Raw genomic sequence first — 21,993 nt, forward strand, 5'->3', positions numbered from 1 at the left:
CGAGGAAAAAGGAAACCAGCCAACCAAAGAAAAGACTAGCTTCAGCGATGTCTTCTGGAGTCTGGGCGCCGGAAACCGTCACTATCCATCGGCCCACAGACTCGGGTAGAGGAGGGAAGTTGTCTGGGTGGTAATACCACGTATAGCCGAGCATCAAAGAGGTGCCGATGAGCCAAACGGCTAGCAGAGATCTCGTGATGTACCGTTTCATTTGACAAGAACCTTGCCATAAGTCTGCAGGGTTTGCCCATCTGCGGCGCGTACAGCCAGGGTGGCGCTGCTCTTGAGCATGGCCCGTACACGAGCGAAATTGTGAGGCGCGGCAATGGTAATGCAGCCTTGGCTGATTCCAGCACCGGTTTTGGGGTGCAGGCGGAAATTGCCACGCAGTACCTGGTCGCAATATGTCTGGTCGTCGATTTGACCGTCGATGGCATACAGCGCGAACCAGTCGGCGTGACCTCGGACTTGGTCCCATAGCCAGCCGAGCCGCCCTCCGGATTGGCGGTCAATGATGTAATACGAACCCGTAGGGATCGGGCCTAGATTTGCGAGACACATCGACGCGCGTTTGTTGATATAGGCGCCGTAGCCCGAGAATGCCGGAAAAGCGGCAGTGCCGATCTTGAATGCGCTCATCGGTTGGTCATTCAGTTCAAAGCAGCAATCGAACATGAAACTCTCCTGCGGATGGAAAGCGTCGATTCCAGCAATGCTCTGGCATACCGCACAATCAGCCAATTCTGGCTTTTTTGCCCTTACGCGGGGCTTGAAAACCCGCTCTCCCGCCCTATCTAGCCTCACAAATTCATGCGGGCGCACGCGCAAGGTGTAGCCCGCTTCTCTTTCCACTTTCCAGACTTTTTATGCACACCATGAGCGCACCGCACGAGAAGATGGCTTTCCAGGCAGAAGTGAAGCAGCTTCTGCATCTGATGATCCACTCGCTGTACAGCAACAAGGAAATCTTCCTGCGGGAGCTGGTTTCCAATGCGTCGGATGCGGTGGACAAGCTGCGCTTCGAGGGCATCGCCAATCCGTCGCTGCTGGAAGGCGGCGGCGAGCTTGGCATCCGCATCGGCTTTGATGCTGCCGCGCGCACCATCACCATTGCCGACAACGGCATCGGCATGAGCCGCGACGAGGCGATCCGCAACCTCGGCACCATCGCCCGGTCGGGCACGCGCGAGTTCTTCAGCCAACTGTCGGGTGACCAGCAGAAGGACGCCGCCCTCATCGGGCAGTTTGGCGTCGGCTTCTACTCGGCGTTCATCGTGGCCGATCGCGTGACGGTGGAATCGCGCCGTGCCGGCGTGGCCGCCGAGGAAGGCGTGCGCTGGGAAAGCACCGGCGACGGCGAATTCACCGTCGACACGATCGAACGCGCCGAGCGCGGCACCACCATCACGCTGCACCTGCGCGAGGGCGAGGACGATTTCCTCTCCACCTGGCGGATCAAGTCAGTGGTGCAGAAGTATTCGGACCACATCTCCCTGCCGATCCAGATGCGCAAGGAAGCGTGGGACGAAGAGAAGAAAGCGATGGTCGCCCAGGACGAGTGGGAAACCATCAACCAGGGCAGCGCGCTGTGGGCACGCCCGCGCACTGATGTGACCGACGATCAGTACATCGCGTTCTACCAGCACATCGCGCACGAAAACGGCAAGCCGCTCGCCTGGACGCACAACCGCGTGGAAGGCCGCAGCGAATACACGCAGCTGCTGTACATCCCGACCAATGCTCCGTTCGACCTGTGGGACCGCGAGCGCCGCAGCGGCCTGAAGCTGTACGTCAAGCGTGTCTTCATCATGGACGACGCCGAGCAACTGCTGCCGGGCTACCTGCGCTTCGTGAAGGGCGTGATCGATTCGGCCGACCTGCCGCTGAACGTGTCGCGCGAAATCCTGCAGGAAAGCCGCGACGTGAAGGCCATCCGCGAGGGCTCGACCAAGCGCGTGCTGGGCATGCTGGAATCGATGGTGGAGTCGGATGACGCCGCCGAGAAGGAAAAGTACGCCACGTTCTGGCAGAACTTTGGCCAGGTGCTCAAGGAAGGCATCGGCGAAGACCACGCCAACAAGGACCGCATTGCGAAGCTGCTGCGCTTCGCTTCCACGCACAACGAAGACAGTGCCCAGACCGTCTCGCTGGCGGATTACATCGGCCGCATGAAGGAAGGCCAGGACAAGATCTACTACGTGACCGCCGAAAACTGGACGGCCGCCAAGTCGAGCCCGCATCTGGAAATCTTCCGCAAGAAGGGCGTCGAAGTCCTGCTGCTGACCGACCGCGTGGACGAGTGGATGCTCTCGTTCCTGCACGACTTCGAAGAGAAGGAACTGGTGTCGGTGGCGCGTGGCGATCTCGACCTGGGTGCCTTGGAAGACGAAGCCGAGAAGGCCGAGCACGCCAAGGTGGAAGGCGAGTTCAAGCCGCTGGTCGAGCGCGCCAAGGCTGTGCTGGGCGAGAAGGCCAAGGACGTGCGGATCACGCATCGCCTGACCGATTCGCCGTCGTGCCTGGTGGCCGATGAAGGCGACATCAGCGGCACGCTGGCCCGTCTGCTGAAGCAGGCCGGCCAACAGGCTCCTGACGGCAAGCCGGTGCTGGAGCTGAACCCGACGCATCCGCTCGTGCGCAAGCTCGCGCTGCTGGAAACCGTGACCGGCAACGAAGCCGACCGCGCCGCGTTCGAGGATCGCATTCACGTGCTGTTCGATCAGGCACTGCTGGCTGAAGGCGGCGCTCTGACCGACCCTGCGGCTTACGTCCAACGCGTGAACCGCCTGCTGGCCTGACGACGAGCGTGGCGCTCAAGCGATGCTTCCCCCCTGTGGTCGACGCGCGCACGCGCGTGCTGATCCTGGGCAGCCTGCCTGGCGAGGCATCGCTTGCGCAATCGCAGTACTACGCCTACAAGCACAACCAGTTCTGGCGCCTCGCCGGCGAGGTGATCGGCGAGGACTTGCCAGGCATGGAATACGCCGCGCGCTTGCAGGCGCTGCTGGCACATCGCATCGGCTTGTGGGATGTGGTGGCCGAAGCCAAGCGCGAGGGCAGTCTCGACAGCAAGATCCGGGACCATGCCGGTAATGACCTTGCCGGCTTGATTGCCTCACTGCCGGAACTGGCAGTCATCGCCTTCAACGGCGGTACCGCTGCGCGCATCGGCATGAAGGCGCTGGGCGAGGTCGGCGACCGTCACACCATTCTCAAGCTCCCTTCCAGCAGTCCGGCCTATGCAGCCGTGCCGTATGCCCAGAAGTTGGCGGCGTGGCAGGCGCTGCGTGAATGGCTGTCGTAGCGTCCTGCTACCGGCCGAGCCCCTCGTACAGGCCCGTCACGTCATCCATGACCTGAAGGATGCGCTCGCTGGTTGTGGCAACGTTGCGCAACTGCTCGGCGCGCGTTCCTTCCGTTTGCTTGAGGGCTTCTGCAAAAAACAGCCATTGCGTGTTGGCCAATTGCAGCTCACTGCTGATCGCCCCGGAGTTCTGCGGCGCAGACGTGAGAAATGCCTGGGCAGCGGCAAATTCCTTCATGGCTGAGTCCAGATCCTGCGTCATCTGCGCGGACGTAATGTCCCACGCGCGGAACATGCTCAGCTTGGCGATGCGCTGCGACAGCATCCGCTGGCGGCCGGCCACGTTGATCAGCTTGCCCGTCGCCGTGCCCGAGTATTTCTCCAGCAGTACCGTGCCCTGTTGTGCGAATTTCAGCACGTCTTCACTGGCCTGAGCGATCTTCCTCGCGTTGTCGATGTTCGGTTCACCGCCCGTGAGCAATCGCCTGTAAACGATCCACATCTGCTCAAGCTTGGCGTAGGTGTCCTTGATCTCTGGTGTGGGCGCGAACGCCTTCAACTCCGTGAGTTGTTGATCGAATAGCGCGACGGACTGTTCGAGAATCCTCTTCGATCGCTCGACCTCGACGCCCAGCCCGATCTGGCAATACGCCTTGGCCATGCGTTGCGACAGCATGCGTTGGCGGCCCGCCTTGTTGATGGCCGAGTTGATCGTCAGCGGTTGCGCGCAGGCGCTTCCAATCAGCCCCGACAGCAGGGCGGTGCAGAGCAGCAAGCGGATGAATTGCAGGTAAGGTTTCAAGTAGCGCTCCGTCTCAATCTCATGCTCAGCGCAGCGAAATGTGCCCGAAGGTTGGCGATACGGGCGTCGATGGCCGGCGCGTGCCCGCACCGGACTGCGCGTCGTTCGTGCCGACGACGTTGCGGATCAACTGGTCCATCTCCTGGATGATGTCTGCCAGCACCGTGGTGATGACTGAAAACTCGCGCCCATATGGCCCCGCCCGCGCTGCCGAGACGCGCGCGTTCATGGCGACGATGTTGGCCTGCATCGAGATGCGTCCAAGGTGCGCGGCGATGTCTGCCTGGCGCTTGCGCTGTGCGACCTCGCACACGTGCATCTCGTCTTGATAGGCCTGCGTGATCGTCTGCAGCAGCTCCAGCATGGGCGTGGCCTGCGCCACGAGCGCATCCAGCGACGGGTTGCGTTGCGTCGTGCCGGACGACAGCGTCTCGATGGCGCTCTTGGCCAGCACGATGAACTCGCGCACACGCGCATCGCCGCGCAATTTGCCGGAGTACACCTGACGCAATGCTTCGGAGAATGCGCCGGGCAGCCGCGCATTGCCCTCGACAAGATCGGTGTGTGCCGCTGCGAATGTCGCCAGGCATGACTTCGCGATGTCGAGCGCCGTGGTGTGGCCCTGCGCGGCCAGCACCATGTGCAACACGATCCGCTGCGACAGCATGCGCTGGCGCCCGGAAAGATTGATCAGCTCGCCAATGGTCTCGACGGTTACGTCGGCCGTGGAACCCCGGGTGGTGGAAGCGTTCATGTCATGCCTTGCTGATGGTGTTGACGCTGACGCAGTCGCGCTGGCCAGAAAAAAAGCGCTCCGAAGCGAGATGGCGACGCACCGGTTGCCCGGGTCGTGCCATGTCGCCTCGGAGCGCCGTTGCCCCGAACGCTCCGCTGCGGAGCGTGTCATTGCGATGTGCCAAGGTGGATCAAGGCCGCCGTTGGCCTTGTCCTTGCCCATGCAATAGCCATGCCACGGGAGAGATATCGACGTGCCCGTTGATCTGCACGCCGTAAAGGGTTCAGCCGCACTAATCTCGTGCCAAATGCCTCATGACGAGGCGTGCGCGTGCGCCATGCACCGGCCAGATCGCTGGCCTACACTGTGCCCTGCGCGACAAAGCGCGGCGCCGGCAGACCGGACAGATGATCGCCGGCGGCCACAACGATGGATACCAAGGACATCATTTCCATGACGACACCTTCGATGTACGAGTTTCTGGTCCCGACCGTGAACCGCATGCTGGGCAACCTCTCGGCGCTGCTCGACAAGGCGGCCGCCCACGCAGAAGCGAAGAAATTCGACCCGGCTAACTTGATGACGGCGCGTCTGGCGCCGGACATGCATCCGTTCACGCGGCAGGTGCAGATTGCCTGTGACCAGGCCAAGGGCGGCGCGGCGCGTCTATCGGGCAACGAGGTACCGTCGTACCCGGATGTGGAGACGACCATTCCGGAGCTGAAGGCGCGCATCGCCAAGACGCTCGAATTCGTCAACAGCATCGACGCTGCGGCATTTGCCGGCAGCGAAGATCGCCAGATCACCCTCAAGAGCCCGACGCGAGAGCTGCAGTTCACGGGCATCGATTACCTGCGCGGTTTTGTGCTGCCGAACCTGTATTTCCATGTCACCACGGCCTACGCGCTGCTGCGCCATAACGGCGTGGAAATCGGCAAGATGGATTTCCTCGGGCGCCCCTGAGAGCCGCCTGGCCGCAGAGGCAACGCCGATCGCCTGATGAGGGCGCCGGCGTTTATGGGTGGATCGGTCGTCCCCGGGGCGGGCAAACGTTATGGGCGCATCCGCCCTTGTCGCGGCGCATCTGTCACAATCGCGCCCGTGGCCGACGCGGGGGGCGTCGGTGCATTTCACTATCGGGCCTTCACATGCCGTTTCTCGGAATCGGGTTTCACGTCATCGTCGCGCTGTTCTTTGCGGTGCACGTCGTACGCAACAACCAGAACATGTACTGGTTGTTCATCCTCTTTGCGTTTCCGTTGCTGGGCAGCGTGGTGTATTTCTTCGCGATCTATCTGCCGGAGATGCGCCACTCGCGCGGCGCCCGTGTCGCCAGTCGCGCCGTCACGCAGCTGATCGACCCGAACCGCGCCGTACGCGAAGCGCGCAACGATTTCGATCGCGCGCCGACCGTGCAGCATCGTCTGCGCCTGGGCGAAGCACTGCTGGAAGCCGGTGATGCAAAGGAAGCTCGCCAGCACTTCGAGCAGGCGGCCACGGGCCCGTTTGCCGGTGACCCGGCCGTGCTGCTGGGCTTGGCCCGCGCGCAGTTCGCCACGGGCGATGCGGCACTCGCCAAGGGCACGCTCGACACACTGTTCGAAGCGCATCGCGTGACGCGCCAGCAGCCCGAGCCGACATTGCTTTACGCACGGGCATTGGCTGCGACGAACGCGCCGAATACGCGTGCGGCGTTCGAGCAGGCCCTGACCTGCGCGAACGATGCCGCAGCCCGTTGCCTCTTCGGCGAATGGCTGCTCGCCCAGAACAACGATGCCGACAAGCAGCTCGCGCAGGCCCTGTTTGAAGAAATCCTGCGCGACGCCAAGCACTGGACGCGCTATGCCAAAGACCACAATCGCGAGTGGCTGCAGCGCGCGGCTGCCGCTCAGTCTTCTTCCCGTTGATCCGCTTTATGACGCTGTTGAAACGTAAATCCATCGAGGCCGTCGCCTCGCGACGACCTGCCCGCGCCAAGCGCGAAGACCGCCAGAGCCACGATGACGAACCGAAGCGCATGGCCCCGCGCTTCGCGCCCGTCACGTTTTCTGAACTGGCCGGCGTGCGCTACCTGCACTTCGGTACCGAATGGGTGCAGGGCGCCATGCGCCTGTCCAAGCCCGACGCCATCGAACTGGAATACGCGCAGCAGATGATGGCGTGGCTGCTGTTTCTCGATCCGGCCGCGCGAGGCGCGGACTTCCACATCGTGCAGCTCGGTCTCGGCGCGGCCGCGCTGACCAAGTTCTGCCATCGTCAACTCGCGCCCGCGAAGGTGACCGCAGTGGAGTTGAATCCGTCGGTAATCGTCGCAGCGCGCAGCATGTTCGGCCTGCCGTTTGACGACGCGCGGTTGAGCGTGCTCGAACAGGACGCCTACGACTGGGTGATGGACGCCAGCCACCACGGCACCGTCGATGCACTGCAGATCGACCTGTACGACGCCACCGCGCGCGGCCCCGTGCTCGATACGCCGGCGTTCTACAAGGCTTGCCGCCAGGTGCTGCGCGCGCCGGGTGTGATGACGATCAACCTGTTTGGCGACCACACCAGCTTCCCGCGCAACATCGAACGCATCTGCGACGCGTTCGACAATCGCGTGCTGGTCTTCCCTGAAGTGCACGACGGCAATGTGATCGCGCTTGCCTTCAATGGCCCGCCGCTGCAGGTGAGTTGGGAAGATGTGCAGGCGCGCGCCGCCGCGCTGCAGGCCTCGCTCAAGCTGCCGACCAAAGGCTGGGCCGACGGTTTGCGCAGTGCCAATGCCGGCCAGGAAGACGCGCTGTCCATCTGATCGTTCATGCCGTCAATGCAAAACGCCCCGACTTTCGGGGCGTTTGCTTTTGTGCGGGGGCGCTCAGGCGGCGTCGCCCATGCCGGGCATCTGGTCGATGAAGCCGGTCACTGTCTGCATGCGCTCGCCTTCGATGCGTACGAAATCGGTGCCCTTGACCAGCGCCTGCCCCTCGGGGCCGAGCGTCCAGCGGAAGCGGATCGTGTCCTGCACGACATCCGCGCCGCCGTCGCGCGCAAAGCGGAAGCCAGGGAACTTGGCCTGCACGCCGGCAATGAGCGCGTCGATGCCGTCATGGCCGGCGCCCTGCATCAGCGGGTCGACATACGTGGCGCTTTCAGTCCAAGTTTGCGCGACGAGGGCGCGGCGTTGCGCGGCGTCCGTCGCGTTCCACGCGGCAATGTAACGGTCGACGAGCGTATCGGCGAGCGTGTCGTTGGCGGCGAGTTGGGTGGCTGTCATGGCGTTTCTCCGTTCGAAGTGGGAAGCTTGCCCAGCGCGGTGATGGATCGATTGCGCTGGATGGCTTCATCTTCGGCACCAGCGTGGATGGTGTCGATTACGCGTCAGGTAATCGCCGTGTCCACGCCTGGAGAAACGCCGGGAGGCGCGTTACTTCGACAACAACCGCATCGCCGATTCCAACCCCGCAATCGTCACCGGATACATCCGCGTCTTCACGATCTGATTGATGACCGAGATGGACTGGCGGTATTCCCACAGGCCTTCCGGCTCGGGGTTGAGCCAGACAAATTTCGGGAACTGTTCGATCAACCGCTTGAGCCACGTGGCGCCGGCTTCGGCGTTGTTGTATTCCACCGAGCCCCCCGCCTGCAGGATCTCGTACGGGCTCATGGTCGCGTCACCCACGAAGATCAGCTTGTAGTCGGGCGGGTATTTGCGGATGACATCCCAGGTAGAGAAGCGTTCTGCGTGGCGGCGCCGGTTGTTCTTCCACAGCCATTCGTAGACGCAGTTGTGGAAGTAGTAATACTCGAGGTGCTTGAACTCGGTCTTGGCGGCGGAGAAAAGTTCTTCCACGCGTTTGATGTGGTCGTCCATCGAGCCGCCCACATCCATCAGCATCAACACCTTGACGTTGTTGTGCCGCTCGGGGCGCATCTTGATGTCGAGCATGCCGGCGTTGGCGGCGGTGGAGTGGATGGTGTCGTCGAGGTCCAGCTCGATGTCGGCACCATCACGCGCGAATTTGCGCAGGCGGCGCAGCGCCACCTTGATGTTGCGCGTGCCCAGTTCGACGGTGTCGTCGTAGTCCTTGTACGCGCGTGCTTCCCACACCTTGACTGCCGTGCGGTTGCCCTTCGATGGCCCGCCGATGCGGATGCCTTCCGGGTTGTAGCCGCCGTGCCCGAACGGCGACGTGCCGCCGGTGCCGATCCACTTGTTGCCGCCTTCGTGACGCTCGTGCTGCTCATTCAGCAGTTCTTTCAGCCGCTCCATCAGCTTGTCGAGACCGCCCATGGCCTCGATCTTGGCCTTCTCCTCGGGAGACAGTTCGCGCTCCAGCTTCTTGGTGAGCCAATCCAGCGGAATGTCTGCGCGCCAATCGACCGCGCCTTCCACGCCCTTGAAGTAGGCGCCGAACGCCTGGTCAAACTTGTCGAAGTGCTTTTCGTCCTTCACCAGCGTCATGCGCGCGAGGAAGTAGAACTCGTCGAGCGACGGCGCGATGACCTGCTGCTTGAGCCCTTCGAGCAGCGTCAGGTATTCCTTGACCGAGACCGGCAGCTTGGCGTGCCGCAGCGTGAAGAAGAAATCGATGAGCATGGTGGTCCTCCGGCGCTCAGGCGCGCGGTTGCTCGAGCTTGTATTGCAGATGGCGTTTCACGGTCAGCCATTCCGATTCAATGATCGAAAACACGACCGTGTCGCGGAAGCTGCCATCCGGCATGCGTTGGTGGTTGCGCAGCACGCCGTCCTGCTTGGCGCCGAGCCTGGCGATGGCGGCTCGGCTCTGGTGATTCATCCAGTGCGTGCGGAATTCCACGGCAATGCAGCGCAGGGTTTCGAACGCATGCGTGAGCAGCAGCAACTTGCATTCCGTGTTGACGGCCGTGCGCTGTACCGATTTGGCGTACCACGTGTGGCCGATTTCGAGCCGGCGGTTGGCTTCGTCGACGTTGAAGAGGCGCGTGGCTCCGACCACTTTGCCGGGCCGTCCATCACGCATCTCTCGCACGACGAACGGCATCGCGCCGAGCCGTTCGCGCATGTCCAGCGCAATGGCCAGCCACTCGCCGGTCTTGTCGGGCGACGGGACGGACGTGTACCAAAGCTTCCACAGCTCGCCATCAGCGGCCGCGGCGCGCACTTCGTCCTCGTGCTCCGGGCCGAGCGGCTCCAGCCAGGCGTGCTGGCCGGACAGCGTGACGGGCTCGATCAGGCGCGGCATGGTGGGGCACGCTCAGCGATTGGCGCGGTTCATGAACACCAGGCGCTCGAACAGGTGCACGTCCTGTTCGTTCTTGAGCAGCGCCCCGTGCAGCGGCGGAATCGCGGCGTTCTTGTCCTGGCTGCGCAGCGATTCCGGTGGAATGTCTTCGGCCAGCAGCAGCTTGAGCCAGTCGATCAGCTCGGACGTCGACGGCTTCTTCTTCAGCCCCGGCAGGTTGCGCATCTCGTAGAACGCATCCAGCGCAGCCTTGACCAGCGCCGGCTTGATACCCGGGTAGTGCACATCGACGATCGCCTGCATCGTCTCCGCATCGGGGAACTTGATGTAGTGGAAGAAGCAGCGGCGCAGGAACGCGTCGGGCAATTCCTTCTCGTTGTTCGACGTGATGATCACCAGCGGACGATGCTTCGCGCGGATGGTTTCGCGCGTTTCGTACACGTAGAACTCCATGCGATCCAGCTCGCGCAGCAGATCGTTCGGGAACTCGATGTCGGCCTTGTCGATTTCGTCGATCAGCAGCACGACAGGTTCATCCGCCTCAAAGGCCTGCCACAGCACGCCCTTGACGATGTAATTGCGAATGTCGTGCACCTTGTCATCGCCGAGCTGCGAGTCGCGCAGGCGCGAGACGGCGTCGTATTCGTACAGGCCCTGCTGGGCCTTGGTGGTCGACTTCACGTGCCACTGCAGCAGCGGCATGCCCAGCGCGGCGGCCACTTCCTCGGCCAGCATGGTCTTGCCCGTGCCCGGCTCGCCCTTGATGAGCAGCGGGCGCTGCAGCGTCATCGACGCATTGACGGCGAGCTTCAGGTCATCGGTGGCGACGTACTGGTCGGAGCCCTCGAAGCGGGTGCGCTGGTCGGATGGGGCAGGCGAGGTGGTGGTGTTCATCGTGCAAGCCTACTGAGCGGTAAAAGATTTGGAAACGGCCAGTATAAGAGCATTTGGGTGTTTGACGCCGGGTGTCAGCGGGGCGGGCCGGGAGGGCGCGCGCGTGCCATTCATCGCTGTCAAGTCACGGGAGCCCTAACTGGACTGGAAAAAAAGCGGTGCGGTACAATGCGCCGGTTTGACGCACCTCAAATGACCGTCTTCTGGCTTGTTGCCAACGGCGGGTGAATGCGCCCAGCGAGACAGCCGGCTGAGACGAGCCAAGCCGGCAGGGCGAGCAGGATTCTGAAACTCCACGCTTAAGAACGAGATGAAAAAGATCCTCACCATGGTGGCCGCACTGGGCACTTTAGGCGCACTGGCCGCAGCCAACAGCGCCGCCGCTGCCGACGTTCAGGGCAACGCTGCCGCCGCCGAAAACAAGGTCGCCATGTGCATCGGCTGCCATGCCATCCCTGACTACAAGACGTCGTTCCCCGAGGTGTATCGCGTGCCCTATCTGGGCGGCCAGAACGCCAAGTACATCGAAAGCGCGCTGCATGCGTACCAGAAGGGTGACCGCAAGCACCCGACGATGCGCGCCATCGCCGGGTCGCTGACCGACCAGGACATCGCCAACCTGGCCGCCTATTACGCGGCGCAGACGCCTGCCACCCAAAACAATCCCCAGAAGTGACGAGGAAGAATATGAAGAAGATCTCGCTCGCAATCTCGTTCAATCTGGGCGCGCTGATGCTGGCAGCAGCCGTGCCGGCACAAGCTGCCGATATTGAAAAGGGCAAGCAGCTGGTGGAGAAGGGCGCGTGCGCGGCCTGCCACGGTGCTGGCCTGAATGCCCCGATCTCGCCGGACTATCCGAAGCTCGCCGGCCAGCACGGCGACTACATCTATCACGCGCTGCTGGCCTATCAGACCAGCAACAACCCGCTGGTGGGCCGCAGCAACGCCATCATGGCGGGCCAGGTCAACAGCAACCCTGCCACGATCGGTGCCGACGGCAAGCCGCGTCCGTTCACGCAGGCTGAGCTGAAGGACATTGCCGCGTACATCGAATCACTGCCGGGCTCCCTGGTGCTCAAGAAGTAATGCGGCGTCGCCGGTAAATAAAAAACCGCTCTTCGGAGCGGTTTTTTGTTGGCGTCAGAGCGTCAGATTCAACGGGCCGTGGCGCGCTTGCGCACGCATTCGATGTAGGCGTCGCCGTCGGGCGGCAGGCCGGTGCGTTGCGCCGTCCACAGCATCTGGCCCAGGCATTCCATCACCTGATGCTGGGCTTCATGCGGGGAGTCGAGCCGCTGCGCCAGCGCCTCATAAGCGGCGCGAATGCCGCGCGGTTGATCCACCGACACCTGCTCGCTGATCGACAGATGCATCGACAGGTGAAGAAACGGGTTGCTCTGGCCGCTTTCCGGCGTGTAGTCGCGGGCGAGCGCTTCTTCGCCGGCTTCCAGGGTGTCGTGGTATTCGGGATGCTGCAGCATCCAGTCGAGCGCCATGGCTTCGAGCGGCGTGAGGATTTCTGCTTGGCGGTGCTTGCGCCACGCGCCGCAGAAGAATTGACGGACTTCGTCGCGGGAGGGATTGAACATGATCCCGGCATTGTACCGGCGCGTCTGGATGCCTGCCGGGCAGCTTCACGAGACGGCAACGCTACAATGGCGCCCGCTCCCGCAGAGGTCGATTCCAACAAAAACGCCGCCCCTCATGAGACAAGCCGCCGATTCCCCCCTCGCAGCACGCGCCGCCGACAAGCTCCTCGGCGTGCTGCTGATCGCCGTGTCCGCCGCATCCTTCGGCGCGATGGCCATCTTCACGCATTACGCCTATGCGAGTGGCGCCAACGTGGTCGGTCTGCTGATCGTGCGCTTTGTGATCGCAGCCGCGGCGCTGATGGTCGTGATGCGTGTCCGCCGCATCGGCATACCGCCGTGGTCGCGCGTGGCGGGGCTGGCGGCAATGGGCGGCATCGGTTACGCAGGGCAGTCGTTCGCGTTTTTTACGGCGTTGAACTACGCGCCGGCCAGCCTGGTCGCGTTGCTGCTGTATCTGTATCCGATGTTCGTGACGGTGCTGGCGGCGATTTTCCTGCGCGAGCGGCTGACCACCACGGCGATCATCGCGCTGGTGCTGTGCTCGGTCGGGGCGGGGCTGACGGTGGGCGGTGCGGGCCTGTCGGGCGGCAGCCTCCTCGGCATCGGGCTGGGTGTGGCCTCGGCGGTCATTTACTCGATCTACATCACGGTCGGTGCACGGGTCACGCGCGGGCTCGATCCACTGGCGTGTACGACCGTCATCTGTACCGCGGCGGCTGTCGTGTATACGGGGATGGCGTTGCTCGGCGCGCCCGCACATCTGCCCGGCACGTTCAGCGGCTGGGCCGCGGCGCTGGCCATTGCAGGCTTGTCGACGGTGGTGGCCATCCTGACGTTCTTCGCCGGCTTGCAGAAGTTGGGGGCCGCGCAGGCGTCGATGCTGTCGACGCTGGAGCCGGTGGTGACCGTGCTGCTCGCGGCATTGCTGCTCGGCGAGTCGATCACGCCCATGCAGATGACGGGCGGCGCATTGATTCTGGCGGGCGTGCTGTGGCTCACACGTGCAGATGCGAAACCCGCTGGGCACGGTGCAGACGACATGGCCTGAAGCCGAATCCACAGTCCAACCAACAAAAGACCGCCCAGCGTGAACTGGGCGTTTTGCTTTCTGCCAGAGCCGATTACTTCTTCTGCCCGCTCGGCAGGCGTTGCAGGCTCTGCACCCGCATCAGGGCCGGACGATCGGCCATCACGCCGTCGTAGAACGAAGCCAGGTCACCCTTGAGCGCGGTGCGCGACGCATCGTTCAGATAGATCATGTGGCCCGACGGGTAATTCTTGATCGTCAGGTTCTTCGCCTTCAGCGTCGGGTCGAGCGGCATTTGCGCCAGCGTCAACTCGGTCTGGTGGAACGGCGTGACGGCGTCGAAATAGCCGCTGGCCTGCAGCACCTTCAGGTCGGGGTTCAGGCTCATCGTCGAGGCGAGATCGCCGGCGGTGTACAGCGTGTTGCCGCCGCCCTTGTTGGCGCCCGTCGGGTCGATGTGGCTGAAGTCCCAGTTGTTGAACACGGCGTCGTTCAGGTCCACGAACGACGAGGTCGACGTGTACTTGAGCTGGGTGTTTAGGTAGCTGTTCCACAACACCGTGTACGCGCCGCCGATGTTCGAGATCGACGGATCGTTGCTGCCCGAGTTCGGCAGGATGAACGGCGCGATGCCCTGGCCCGTGTAGTTAGCGCGGCCGTCATACTGGCCGATCTGGATGCCCGGGTTGAGCGTCAGGAAGAACGTGTACGGCGGGTTGTTGTTCTGCGACGGCACGTTGCCCAGCGCCGCCGGATTGCCGAATGTCTGGATCAGCGAGACCGGATCGGTGCCGATGTACGAACCCATCGTCTGCGCCGTCGACAGGTTCAGGTTCAGGCGCACGTTCACGAAGCCGCCGTCTGCGGCGCTCGGAGCCTGCGCCAGCGGTGCGAGCGTGTTGTCGGCGTAGTTGCGTGCCAGGGCCATGTAGCTGTCGAGGTCGGTCGGTGCCGGGTTGAGCGTCGTCTTCTTCCAGTAGAAGGCATCTGCGGCCAGCGTCGGGAAGGTGCCGACGGCCGAGAGCGCATTCGCGTAGTCGAGGATCGACGATTGCAGCGTGATCCCGTTCAGCTCGATGCCATCCTCATGCAGCACCCACGACAGCACCGCACTGCGCGCCGTGCCATACGACTCGCCGTACAGGAACTTGGGCGAATTCCAGCGCGAGTTCTTCGTCAGGTAACGCTGGATGAAGCGGTCGATGGAGCGCGCGTCCTGGTCTGTGCCCCAGAAGTCTTTGTTCTTGGCCGGTGCGATGGCGGCCGAATAACCGGTGCCCACGGGGTTGATGAACACGAGATCGGAGCGGTCGAGCAGGCTGTCCGGGTTGTCGGGCAGTTTGTACGGCGCCGGCGGCGTGAAGTTCGGGAACGACGACTGCAGCCGCTTCGGCCCGAACGAGCCCAGCAGCAGGAACACCGACGACGAGCCCGGGCCGCCGTTATAGAAGAACGTCACCGGACGCGGCTTTGCGGGATCGGGATTGTCCTGCGTGTACGCCACGTAGAACATCGTCGCGTTCGATTGCGACGTGACCGGGTCGATCGTCGTCAGGTGGCCGGCGGTGGCGGTGTAGGCGATGCTCTTGCCGCCGATCGTCACGGTGTGGTGCGTGATGGCCGCGCTTTCGCCCGGATCGGCAGCAAGCGCGTCGTTGGGCCCGGTGCCGTAGACGTTCGGGTCGACGTAAGGCTGGTCGGGCGGCACGGCGGCCGTCACCGGTTGCGTGGTTGCGTTGCCGGCGTTGGTGGCTACGCCGCTGGGGTTGGCCGCGGCGGATGAATCGCCACCGCCGCAACCTGCCAGCAGCACCGCGGATAGCGCTGCGGCCGCAAACGATACACCGAGGGTCCGGGACAATCCTGCAAAATCACTGGTCGATAACCTGGATTTTTTCATGGCGATAATGGCCTTTTTCAGGGTGACGAACGCCATCACTTAAAACGTGTGGTTTTAAGTGGGCTCCATATTCGATTTGCGTTTTGTAATTTCTCTGCGACGCGAAACGAATATTCTGATTTCCCGCCTTGCCTGCGGAAATGAATGCAATCGGTTTTTGTTTGGTAAAAGAAGCCCCTGAAATCCGATCGGATTTCAAAAACGGAACGGCTCTGGAGTCAAGCCCGCAGCGCGTTTGCGCAAAGTCTGCAACGGTCCGTGCAAAAGCGTTGGGATGAATGCGGCTACGCGCCTGATTTAACTCAGGCGCGAATCCGATACGTCCAGCTCTGCGGGTAATGCAATGACGAACGAAAAAGTAGTTCGTAAGGAAACCGTTGTAAAGGGCTCTTTTTCATTGCGTGCGATGCGCTGTAAAAATGACCATGCCAATACGATGGCGCGTCGCAATAGGTGCGATTAAATACAAACGAGGCATGCCGTTTTTTCTAAAGTCGGTGCGCCCCTCACGTGTGCCGGATGCCCATCCCGTGTGTGCAGGTGTCCCGCGCGCGCGGATACGGCGCATTACAATGCGCTCCTCAACTTTTTCCGGAGCACCCCGCAATGCCGATGCTTGAACCGTCCGCGCTGGACCAACTGTTCCGCGCAGCCCGTACGCACAACGTGTGGCTGGACAAGCCGGTCGATGACGAACTGCTGCACACGTTGTACGACACCGTGAAGTACGGCCCGACCGCCGCCAACAGCACGCCGGCCCGCTTCGTGTTCGTCAAGAGCGCTGCCGCCAAGGAACGCCTGATTCCGTGCATGTCGGCCGGCAATCAGGAAAAAACCCGCCAGGCGCCCGTGGCCGTGATCGTCGCTTATGACACGCAGTTCCATGAGCAACTGCCCAAGCTGTTCCCGCACACCGATGCGCGTTCCTGGTACGCCGGTGACCAGGCCAAGATCAACGCGGCTGCGCTGATGAACGGCTCGCTGCAGGGCGGCTATCTGGTGCTCGCCGCGCGTGCGCTGGGCCTGGACTGCGGCCCGATGGCCGGCTTCGATGCCGACAAGGTCAACGAGACGTTTTTCCCCGATGGCCAGTGGAAGGTCAACTTCATCATGAACATCGGCTACGGCGACGCGGAAAAGCTGCACCCGCGCAACCCGCGTCTGTCGTTCGAAGAGGCGTGCAAGATCATTTAAGCCACGGTCGGTCACGCAAGGAAAACGGGGACGCGCATCGGAAGGTGCGGTCCCCGTTTTTCATTCCTTCGGCGCCGGTGTCTTCGGCCTGAATTCGCATAGCGGCTCGATGGCGCAATGCCAGCACTCGGGCTTGCGGGCCTTGCACACGTAGCGCCCGTGCAGGATCAGCCAGTGGTGGGCGTCTTGCCGAAACTCTTCCGGCACCACCTTCAGCAGCTTCAATTCGACTTCCAGCACGTTCTTGCCCGGTGCCAGCCCCGTGCGATTGGCCACGCGAAAAATGTGCGTGTCGACCGCGATTGTCGGCTCTCCAAAGGCCGTGTTCATCACCACGTTGGCTGTCTTGCGGCCCACACCCGGCAGCTCTTCGAGCGCGGCGCGGTCGCGCGGCACTTCACCGCCGTATCGGTCGAGCAGGATGCGGCACGTCTGGAGGATGTGCTTGCACTTCGTCCGATACAACCCGATGGTCTTGATGTACTCGGTGATGCCTTCCTCGCCCAGCGCCAGCAGCTTGGCGGGCGTATTGGCCACCGGAAACAGCTTGCGCGTCGCCTTGTTCACACCCACGTCGGTCGCCTGTGCGGACAGCAGCACCGCAATCAGCAGCTCGAACGGCGTGGTGTATTCCAGCTCGGTGGTCGGCGTCGGGTTGTTCTCGCGCAGGGTCTCGAAGATGGCGTGGCGCTTGGCGGGATTCATCGTCGGGCAGGTTTCAGGGTGTGTCTGCGTCGGGCTTGGTGCCGTGTTCGATCTGGCTGGCGATGCGCTTGCGGCGGGCTTCAGCTTCGTCAATCTGGGCTTGCACGTCCGCCGACACGTTGGTCACGTTGCGTGGACCTTGCCCGCGCGCGGCCATCTCGGCCTGCTTCTGGCGTGCCCGTTCAATCGCGGCCTGGATGATCGCTTTCTTGCGCGCCTGCGCGGCGAGTTCAGCGTCATCGGCCGGTTGCTCGGCGCTCACCGCTGCGAGTTTGGCCGCGGCCTTGGCGGCGAGGCGCGCTTCGTTCTCGGCTTGTTCGCGCTTCAGGCGCGCGTTGCGGAAGACGTAGCGGTCCCGTGCGACATCGGCCTGTTCCTGGCTCCAGGCATCCCAGCCTGTGCGCTCGCCGGTGACTGGGCGCATGTCGATGCAATCGACGGGGCAGGGCGGCACGCAGAGGTCGCAGCCGGTGCACCAGTCTTCGAGCACGGTATGCATCGCCTTGGGCGCACCGACGATGGCATCGACGGGGCACGCCTGAATGCACAGCGTGCAACCGATGCAGCGCTCCGGGTCGATGACGGCGATGGCGCGAGGCTGTTCGATGCCGTTGGACGGGTCCAGCGGCAGCAGGTCGCCCGTGCGGCCAAGTGCGTCTGACAGCCGGCGAATACCTTCCGCGCCGCCGGGTGGGCAACGGTTGGGGAGCGCCTCGCCGCTGGCCATGGCTTCCGCGTAGGGGCGGCAGCCGCTGTAGCCGCACTTGGTGCATTGCGTTTGCGGCAGGAGGTTTTCGAGCCGGTCGGCCAAGGATGCGGCGGTTGTGGAGACCAAGGAAACCACGATGGGACTTGTCGTTTGAATAGCCTGCCATTATCGCCGATTTGGCTGCGGCGCAAGGCGTGCATGCCCTGAGATCGCACACGGCGGGCATGTCTTGACCCTATGACATAATTCCTGCGTTCTAAACGGACCGAGGTGCCATGCCGTCTCACCCAGCCGCGCCGCTCGCCGACATCGAAGCGGATGCTCATGGCGAATCCGCCGCACCCCGCACGCGTCGCGACCCCGCCGGCACGCGTCGGCGCATCCTTGCTGCGGCCACTGAAGAATTTTCACGCGGCGGCTTTGCCGGTGCCCGCGTCGATGCCATCGCCCGCCGCGCCGAAACCAACGAGCGCATGCTGTATTACTACTACGGCAGCAAGGAAAAGCTCTTCCTGACGGTGCTCGAGAACATGTATTTCCGCTTCAAGGAGGCGGAAGAACAGGTGCAGATCGAGTCGTCGGATCCGCGTGAGGCGGTCATCCAGCTTGCGCGTTTCGTCTGGGATTTCTATTACGAGAATCCCGAATTCATCCGCCTGCTCAACAGCGAAAACCTGCACGAGGCGCGGCATCTGAAGACGTCGCCGCACTTGGTGGAGCTGGTCAACCCGGTCATCGACGTGCTGCGCGGCGTGGTGGAGCGCGGCCAGCGCAGCGGCATCTTCCGTGACGATGTCGATGTGTCGCGCCTGTATCTGACGATCTCGGCGCTGGGCTATTACGTGCTGTCCAACCGTTACACGATCAGCGCTGTGGTCGGCCGCGACATCGCCTCGGCCGATGAGCACGAAGCCTTCGCGCAACTGCATATCAAGATGCTGCTGGCGTATCTGGACCGGCCCAAGAACTGATCGGCGAACGGATCGTCGCCACAACAAAAAAGCCTCGCGGTTGCGAGGCTTTTTCTTGAGTGCTTCAGGCTCAGGCCACAGCCTTGATGCGTGGAGCATTCTCTTCGTAGCGGCGGATGAAGTCCCGCAACTGCGGATACACCTGCTCGCGCCAGCGGCGACCCGAAAAGATGCCGTAGTGGCCACACTTGGGCGCCGTCAGGTGCTGCTTGCGCGCATTCGGGATGCCGGTGCACAGACCATGCGCCGCTTCGGTCTGACCGCTGCCGGAGATGTCGTCCAGCTCGCCTTCAATGGTGAAGAGCGCGGTGCTCTTGATGTCCTGCGGGCGCACCGGCTTGCCTTCCACCACCCACGTGCCGTTGGCCAAGTGAAATTCCTGGAACACGTCGCGGATGGTCTCGAGGTAGTACTCGGCCGCCATGTCCAGCACGGCGTTGTACTCGTCGTAGAAGCGCACGTGGGCTTCAGCGTCTTCCGTGTCGCCCTCGATCAGGTTGAGGTAGTAGTCGTAGTGCGACGACAGGTGGCGGTCCGGATTCATCGCCACGAAGCCGGCGTGCTGCAGGAAGCCCGGGTACACCTTGCGGCCGTGGCCCGGATAGTTCGCCGGTACCGTGTAGATCACGTTGTTCTCGAACCAGCTGTGCGACTTGTTGGTCGCCAGCGAATTGACGGCGGTCGGGCTCTTACGGGCGTCGATCGGGCCGCCCATCATGGTCATGGTGCGCGGCGTCTTCTCGCCGTCCGAGGCCATCAAGGAGATGGCGGCCAGCACGGGCACGGTCGGCTGGCACACCGAGATCACGTGCAGCTTGTCGGCGCCAATGTGATTGATGAACTCGCGGATGTAGTTGATGTAGTCCGACAGGTGGAAGGCGCCTTGCTCGGTCGGCACCATGCGAGCGTCGATCCAGTCGGTCACGTAGACCTTGTGATCCTGCAGCAGCGTGCGCACGGTGTCGCGCAGCAGCGTCGAGTGGTGGCCCGACAACGGGGCGCACACCAGGACGATCGGCTCGTCCTTGAGCAGCTTGATGGTCTCGGCGTCGTCGGCGTAGCGCTTGAAGCGGATCAGGCGGCAGAACGGCTTCTCGATGATGGTCTGCTCGACGATCGGAATGTCGCGGCCGTTGGACTTGACGGAGCGGATGCCGAATTCCGGCTTCTCGTACTCCTTGCCCAGGCGATACAGCAGCTCGTAGCCCGCGGCGTAGCGTTGCGCGCCGGGCATCAGGGACAGCGGGCTCAGGGGGTTTGTGAAGGTCTTGGCGGTCGCCTGGGCCCAAGCCGTCATGGGGCTGAGCAGGGCGCGCTGGAATTCGTGAAGCTGGTAAAGCATGGCTGGACCGGTCTCTGGTGGCGAAGGCGACGCGAATGATTATGCACCTGGGTGCACGTTACTGCGATGCAGCATAAACCCTGATAACAGAATGTGGCATCGCTTGTATGATGCGCCCGTGTCAGTCTAGTCCGATGCAGCAAAAAAGCGGCCGAAGCCGCTTTTCTTTTTGCAATTGCACCTGAGGCGTGACGCCTACAGCACCTTACAGAACATCAGCGATGGCGTTCACCACAGCGTCGATGTTGTGCGTATTCAGCGCGGCCACGCAGATGCGGCCCGTCGACACGGCGTAGATGCCGTGCTCGGTACGCAGGCGATCCACTTGCGCGGAGGTCAGGCCCGAGTACGAGAACATGCCGCGTTGCGCCTTCACGAACGAGAAATCGGTCTTCACGCCCTTGGCGGCCAGCTTGTCGACCAGCGCGTTGCGCATCGACTTGATGCGGTCGCGCATTTCGCCCAGTTCCTGTTCCCACATCGCGCGCAGCTCGGGGCTCGTCAGCACGCTGGCGACGATCGTGCGCCGTGGGTCGGCGGGTTCGAGTAGTTCGTGCGGATCACGCGCTTGACTTGCGACAGCACGCGGGTGGCTTCGTCCTTGCTGGTCGTCACGATCGACAGCGCGCCGACGCGCTCGCCGTACAGCGAGAACGACTTCGAGAACGAGCTGGAGACGAAGAACGGCAGGCCGGATTCGGCAAACAGACGCACCGCCAGGCCGTCTTGCTGGATGCCGTCGGCAAAGCCTTGGTAGGCCATGTCGAGGAACGGGATCAGGTTCTTGGCCTTGATGACTTCCACGACCTGCTTCCACTGCTCGGTGGTCATGTCCACGCCGGTCGGGTTGTGGCAGCAGGCGTGCAGCACGACGATCGTGTTCGGCGCGTAGCTGTTCAGCGAATCCATCATGCCGGCGAAGTTCAGGCCGTGCGACGGGGCATCGTAGTACGCATAGTTGACGACTTCGAAGCCGGCCGACTCGAACAGCGCGCGGTGGTTTTCCCAGCTCGGGTCGGAAATCGCGACCTTGGCGTTCGGGTACAGACGCTTGAGGAAGTCGGCGCCGATCTTCAGTGCGCCGGTGCCGCCCAGGGCTTGCGCGGTGACCACACGGCCTTCGGTGATGAGCGGCGACTCAGCGCCGAACAGCAGTTTCTGCACGGCCTGGTCGTAGGCGGCAATGCCTTCGATCGGCAGGTAGCCGCGCGGGGCAGCGGCAGCCAGGCGGGCCTTTTCGGCTTCCTGTACGGCGCGCAGCACCGGAATTTTCCCTTCGTCGGTGAAGTACACGCCCACGCCCAGATTCACTTTGGTGCTGCGGGTATCGGCGTTGAAAGCTTCATTCAGGCCCAGGATGGGGTCGCGCGGGGCCAGTTCGACGGCAGAGAAAAGCGACATGAGATGTCTCGATCGGTTGGTTCGGAATTCGGTGGGATCTTGCAGGCGGTGCGGCGCGGACTCCGGGGCGGCTCGCCCGGCGCCAGATGTACAACGAGGCGCGCACGAAGACGGATTGTACCGAATACACGCTCTAATCGCCCGAAAAATCCTTGCAGAACAGGCGCCTAAAGCGTTTCAACGGCCGGTACAGATCTGCGGGCCCGGTC

General features: G+C 62.9%; 23 protein-coding genes and 1 pseudogene. 10 read left to right on the forward strand and 14 right to left on the reverse strand.

Annotation, left to right across the window (positions count from 1 at the left end):
- Positions 1 to 207 precede the first annotated feature (207 nt).
- Positions 208 to 675 (reverse strand): DUF2778 domain-containing protein, encoded by a 468-nt coding sequence (locus FUT88_RS05665; RefSeq protein ID WP_147214175.1) that lies wholly within the window; start codon positions 673 to 675, stop codon positions 208 to 210.
- Between the two features lie 200 nt (positions 676 to 875).
- Here FUT88_RS05665 and htpG point away from each other — a divergent pair, with 200 nt between their 5' ends.
- On the forward strand, positions 876 to 2,798 hold the full coding sequence (htpG, locus tag FUT88_RS05670) for a molecular chaperone HtpG (RefSeq protein WP_147214176.1): 1,923 nt from the start codon (positions 876 to 878) through the stop codon (positions 2,796 to 2,798).
- 8 nt (positions 2,799 to 2,806) lie between these two features.
- On the forward strand, positions 2,807 to 3,304 hold the full coding sequence (locus FUT88_RS05675; RefSeq protein WP_147214177.1) for a DNA-deoxyinosine glycosylase: 498 nt from the start codon (positions 2,807 to 2,809) through the stop codon (positions 3,302 to 3,304).
- 7 nt (positions 3,305 to 3,311) lie between these two features.
- On the opposite strand, the gene FUT88_RS05680 is transcribed toward FUT88_RS05675, so the two are convergent.
- Positions 3,312 to 4,106, reverse strand: a complete 795-nt coding sequence (locus tag FUT88_RS05680) for a type IV pili methyl-accepting chemotaxis transducer N-terminal domain-containing protein (protein ID WP_147214178.1) — start codon at positions 4,104 to 4,106, stop codon at positions 3,312 to 3,314.
- 25 nt (positions 4,107 to 4,131) lie between these two features.
- Positions 4,132 to 4,860 (reverse strand): type IV pili methyl-accepting chemotaxis transducer N-terminal domain-containing protein, encoded by a 729-nt coding sequence (locus FUT88_RS05685; RefSeq protein ID WP_147214179.1) that lies wholly within the window; start codon positions 4,858 to 4,860, stop codon positions 4,132 to 4,134.
- 435 nt (positions 4,861 to 5,295) lie between these two features.
- Between FUT88_RS05685 and FUT88_RS05690 the strand changes: the two genes are divergently transcribed.
- The 3 genes from FUT88_RS05690 to FUT88_RS05700 all read left to right on the forward strand — a co-directional run bounded on the left by FUT88_RS05690 (position 5,296) and on the right by FUT88_RS05700 (position 7,636).
- Complete coding sequence (locus FUT88_RS05690) at positions 5,296 to 5,805, forward strand: DUF1993 family protein (protein WP_147214180.1); 510 nt, start codon at positions 5,296 to 5,298, stop codon at positions 5,803 to 5,805.
- A gap of 185 nt (positions 5,806 to 5,990) precedes the next feature.
- Entirely contained in the window at positions 5,991 to 6,749 is a 759-nt protein-coding gene (locus FUT88_RS05695) for a tetratricopeptide repeat protein (RefSeq protein ID WP_147214181.1), read from the forward strand.
- An 8-nt stretch (positions 6,750 to 6,757) separates the two neighbouring features.
- Positions 6,758 to 7,636: a spermidine synthase gene (locus tag FUT88_RS05700; protein ID WP_147214182.1), complete on the forward strand. Its 879-nt coding sequence runs from the start codon at positions 6,758 to 6,760 to the stop codon at positions 7,634 to 7,636.
- Between the two features lie 63 nt (positions 7,637 to 7,699).
- Here FUT88_RS05700 and FUT88_RS05705 read toward each other — a convergent pair whose 3' ends face one another.
- The 4 genes from FUT88_RS05705 to FUT88_RS05720 form a co-directional block, all read right to left on the reverse strand.
- The gene (locus tag FUT88_RS05705; protein ID WP_147214183.1) at positions 7,700 to 8,098 is read right to left on the reverse strand and encodes a nuclear transport factor 2 family protein; all 399 of its coding nucleotides are present in this window, start codon (positions 8,096 to 8,098) and stop codon (positions 7,700 to 7,702) included.
- Between the two features lie 150 nt (positions 8,099 to 8,248).
- Entirely contained in the window at positions 8,249 to 9,424 is a 1,176-nt protein-coding gene (locus FUT88_RS05710; RefSeq protein ID WP_116574770.1) for a vWA domain-containing protein, read from the reverse strand.
- Positions 9,425 to 9,440: 16 nt separating this feature from the next.
- Entirely contained in the window at positions 9,441 to 10,049 is a 609-nt protein-coding gene (locus FUT88_RS05715; RefSeq protein WP_147214184.1) for a GNAT family N-acetyltransferase, read from the reverse strand.
- Between the two features lie 12 nt (positions 10,050 to 10,061).
- A complete protein-coding gene (locus FUT88_RS05720) occupies positions 10,062 to 10,943 on the reverse strand; it encodes an AAA family ATPase (RefSeq protein WP_065857353.1) in 882 nt (293 codons plus the stop codon).
- Positions 10,944 to 11,253: 310 nt separating this feature from the next.
- Here FUT88_RS05720 and FUT88_RS05725 point away from each other — a divergent pair, with 310 nt between their 5' ends.
- Together FUT88_RS05725 and FUT88_RS05730 are read left to right on the forward strand one after the other, a co-directional pair.
- Positions 11,254 to 11,619 carry a c-type cytochrome gene (locus FUT88_RS05725; RefSeq protein WP_027677805.1) on the forward strand — a complete coding sequence of 122 codons (366 nt, stop codon included), beginning with the start codon at positions 11,254 to 11,256 and terminating at the stop codon, positions 11,617 to 11,619.
- A gap of 11 nt (positions 11,620 to 11,630) precedes the next feature.
- Positions 11,631 to 12,029 (forward strand): c-type cytochrome, encoded by a 399-nt coding sequence (locus FUT88_RS05730; protein WP_147214185.1) that lies wholly within the window; start codon positions 11,631 to 11,633, stop codon positions 12,027 to 12,029.
- Between the two features lie 68 nt (positions 12,030 to 12,097).
- Here FUT88_RS05730 and FUT88_RS05735 read toward each other — a convergent pair whose 3' ends face one another.
- Complete coding sequence (locus tag FUT88_RS05735) at positions 12,098 to 12,532, reverse strand: DUF1841 family protein (protein WP_009238576.1); 435 nt, start codon at positions 12,530 to 12,532, stop codon at positions 12,098 to 12,100.
- 115 nt (positions 12,533 to 12,647) lie between these two features.
- Here FUT88_RS05735 and FUT88_RS05740 point away from each other — a divergent pair, with 115 nt between their 5' ends.
- On the forward strand, positions 12,648 to 13,583 hold the full coding sequence (locus tag FUT88_RS05740; protein ID WP_147214186.1) for a DMT family transporter: 936 nt from the start codon (positions 12,648 to 12,650) through the stop codon (positions 13,581 to 13,583).
- Positions 13,584 to 13,656: 73 nt separating this feature from the next.
- On the opposite strand, the gene FUT88_RS05745 is transcribed toward FUT88_RS05740, so the two are convergent.
- Positions 13,657 to 15,462 carry a S10 family peptidase gene (locus tag FUT88_RS05745; protein WP_186829247.1) on the reverse strand — a complete coding sequence of 602 codons (1,806 nt, stop codon included), beginning with the start codon at positions 15,460 to 15,462 and terminating at the stop codon, positions 13,657 to 13,659.
- A complete protein-coding gene (locus FUT88_RS26085) occupies positions 15,434 to 15,661 on the reverse strand; it encodes a hypothetical protein (protein WP_186829248.1) in 228 nt (75 codons plus the stop codon). Before FUT88_RS26085 ends, FUT88_RS05745 begins: the two co-directional genes overlap by 29 nt.
- Before the next feature lie 407 nt (positions 15,662 to 16,068).
- Between FUT88_RS26085 and FUT88_RS05750 the strand changes: the two genes are divergently transcribed.
- Positions 16,069 to 16,656: a malonic semialdehyde reductase gene (locus tag FUT88_RS05750; protein ID WP_147214188.1), complete on the forward strand. Its 588-nt coding sequence runs from the start codon at positions 16,069 to 16,071 to the stop codon at positions 16,654 to 16,656.
- Between the two features lie 60 nt (positions 16,657 to 16,716).
- Here FUT88_RS05750 and nth read toward each other — a convergent pair whose 3' ends face one another.
- Entirely contained in the window at positions 16,717 to 17,361 is a 645-nt protein-coding gene (gene nth / locus FUT88_RS05755) for an endonuclease III (RefSeq protein ID WP_147214189.1), read from the reverse strand.
- Between the two features lie 13 nt (positions 17,362 to 17,374).
- Positions 17,375 to 18,205, reverse strand: a complete 831-nt coding sequence (rsxB, locus tag FUT88_RS05760) for an electron transport complex subunit RsxB (RefSeq protein WP_147214190.1) — start codon at positions 18,203 to 18,205, stop codon at positions 17,375 to 17,377.
- Between the two features lie 140 nt (positions 18,206 to 18,345).
- Here rsxB and FUT88_RS05765 point away from each other — a divergent pair, with 140 nt between their 5' ends.
- A complete protein-coding gene (locus FUT88_RS05765) occupies positions 18,346 to 19,041 on the forward strand; it encodes a TetR/AcrR family transcriptional regulator (RefSeq protein ID WP_147214191.1) in 696 nt (231 codons plus the stop codon).
- 70 nt (positions 19,042 to 19,111) lie between these two features.
- Here FUT88_RS05765 and FUT88_RS05770 read toward each other — a convergent pair whose 3' ends face one another.
- Both FUT88_RS05770 and FUT88_RS05775 read right to left on the reverse strand, forming a co-directional pair.
- Positions 19,112 to 20,383 (reverse strand): polyhydroxyalkanoate depolymerase, encoded by a 1,272-nt coding sequence (locus FUT88_RS05770; RefSeq protein WP_147214192.1) that lies wholly within the window; start codon positions 20,381 to 20,383, stop codon positions 19,112 to 19,114.
- Between the two features lie 205 nt (positions 20,384 to 20,588).
- A pseudogene (locus FUT88_RS05775) lies at positions 20,589 to 21,784 on the reverse strand (amino acid aminotransferase).
- Between the last annotated feature and the right edge of the window lie 209 nt (positions 21,785 to 21,993).

The organism is Ralstonia sp. TCR112, from assembly GCF_007997035.1.
GTDB classification, from domain to species: Bacteria; Pseudomonadota; Gammaproteobacteria; order Burkholderiales; family Burkholderiaceae; genus Ralstonia; species Ralstonia edaphi.

Bases quoted from the DNA above. Each gene is read 5' to 3' on its own strand.
- FUT88_RS05665 (WP_147214175.1), bottom strand. From the start codon at position 675: ATGTTCGATTGCTGCTTTGAACTGAATGACCAACCGATGAGCGCATTC.
- htpG (WP_147214176.1), top strand. From the start codon at position 876: ATGAGCGCACCGCACGAGAAGATGGCTTTCCAGGCAGAAGTGAAGCAG.
- FUT88_RS05685 (WP_147214179.1), bottom strand. From the start codon at position 4,860: ATGAACGCTTCCACCACCCGGGGTTCCACGGCCGACGTAACCGTCGAG.
- FUT88_RS05690 (WP_147214180.1), top strand. From the start codon at position 5,296: ATGACGACACCTTCGATGTACGAGTTTCTGGTCCCGACCGTGAACCGC.
- FUT88_RS05695 (WP_147214181.1), top strand. From the start codon at position 5,991: ATGCCGTTTCTCGGAATCGGGTTTCACGTCATCGTCGCGCTGTTCTTT.
- FUT88_RS05700 (WP_147214182.1), top strand. From the start codon at position 6,758: ATGACGCTGTTGAAACGTAAATCCATCGAGGCCGTCGCCTCGCGACGA.
- FUT88_RS05705 (WP_147214183.1), bottom strand. From the start codon at position 8,098: ATGACAGCCACCCAACTCGCCGCCAACGACACGCTCGCCGATACGCTC.
- FUT88_RS05710 (WP_116574770.1), bottom strand. From the start codon at position 9,424: ATGCTCATCGATTTCTTCTTCACGCTGCGGCACGCCAAGCTGCCGGTC.
- FUT88_RS05715 (WP_147214184.1), bottom strand. From the start codon at position 10,049: ATGCCGCGCCTGATCGAGCCCGTCACGCTGTCCGGCCAGCACGCCTGG.
- FUT88_RS05720 (WP_065857353.1), bottom strand. From the start codon at position 10,943: ATGAACACCACCACCTCGCCTGCCCCATCCGACCAGCGCACCCGCTTC.
- FUT88_RS05725 (WP_027677805.1), top strand. From the start codon at position 11,254: ATGAAAAAGATCCTCACCATGGTGGCCGCACTGGGCACTTTAGGCGCA.
- FUT88_RS05730 (WP_147214185.1), top strand. From the start codon at position 11,631: ATGAAGAAGATCTCGCTCGCAATCTCGTTCAATCTGGGCGCGCTGATG.
- FUT88_RS05735 (WP_009238576.1), bottom strand. From the start codon at position 12,532: ATGTTCAATCCCTCCCGCGACGAAGTCCGTCAATTCTTCTGCGGCGCG.
- FUT88_RS05740 (WP_147214186.1), top strand. From the start codon at position 12,648: ATGAGACAAGCCGCCGATTCCCCCCTCGCAGCACGCGCCGCCGACAAG.
- FUT88_RS05745 (WP_186829247.1), bottom strand. From the start codon at position 15,462: ATGAAAAAATCCAGGTTATCGACCAGTGATTTTGCAGGATTGTCCCGG.
- FUT88_RS05750 (WP_147214188.1), top strand. From the start codon at position 16,069: ATGCCGATGCTTGAACCGTCCGCGCTGGACCAACTGTTCCGCGCAGCC.
- nth (WP_147214189.1), bottom strand. From the start codon at position 17,361: ATGAATCCCGCCAAGCGCCACGCCATCTTCGAGACCCTGCGCGAGAAC.
- FUT88_RS05765 (WP_147214191.1), top strand. From the start codon at position 18,346: ATGCCGTCTCACCCAGCCGCGCCGCTCGCCGACATCGAAGCGGATGCT.
- FUT88_RS05770 (WP_147214192.1), bottom strand. From the start codon at position 20,383: ATGCTTTACCAGCTTCACGAATTCCAGCGCGCCCTGCTCAGCCCCATG.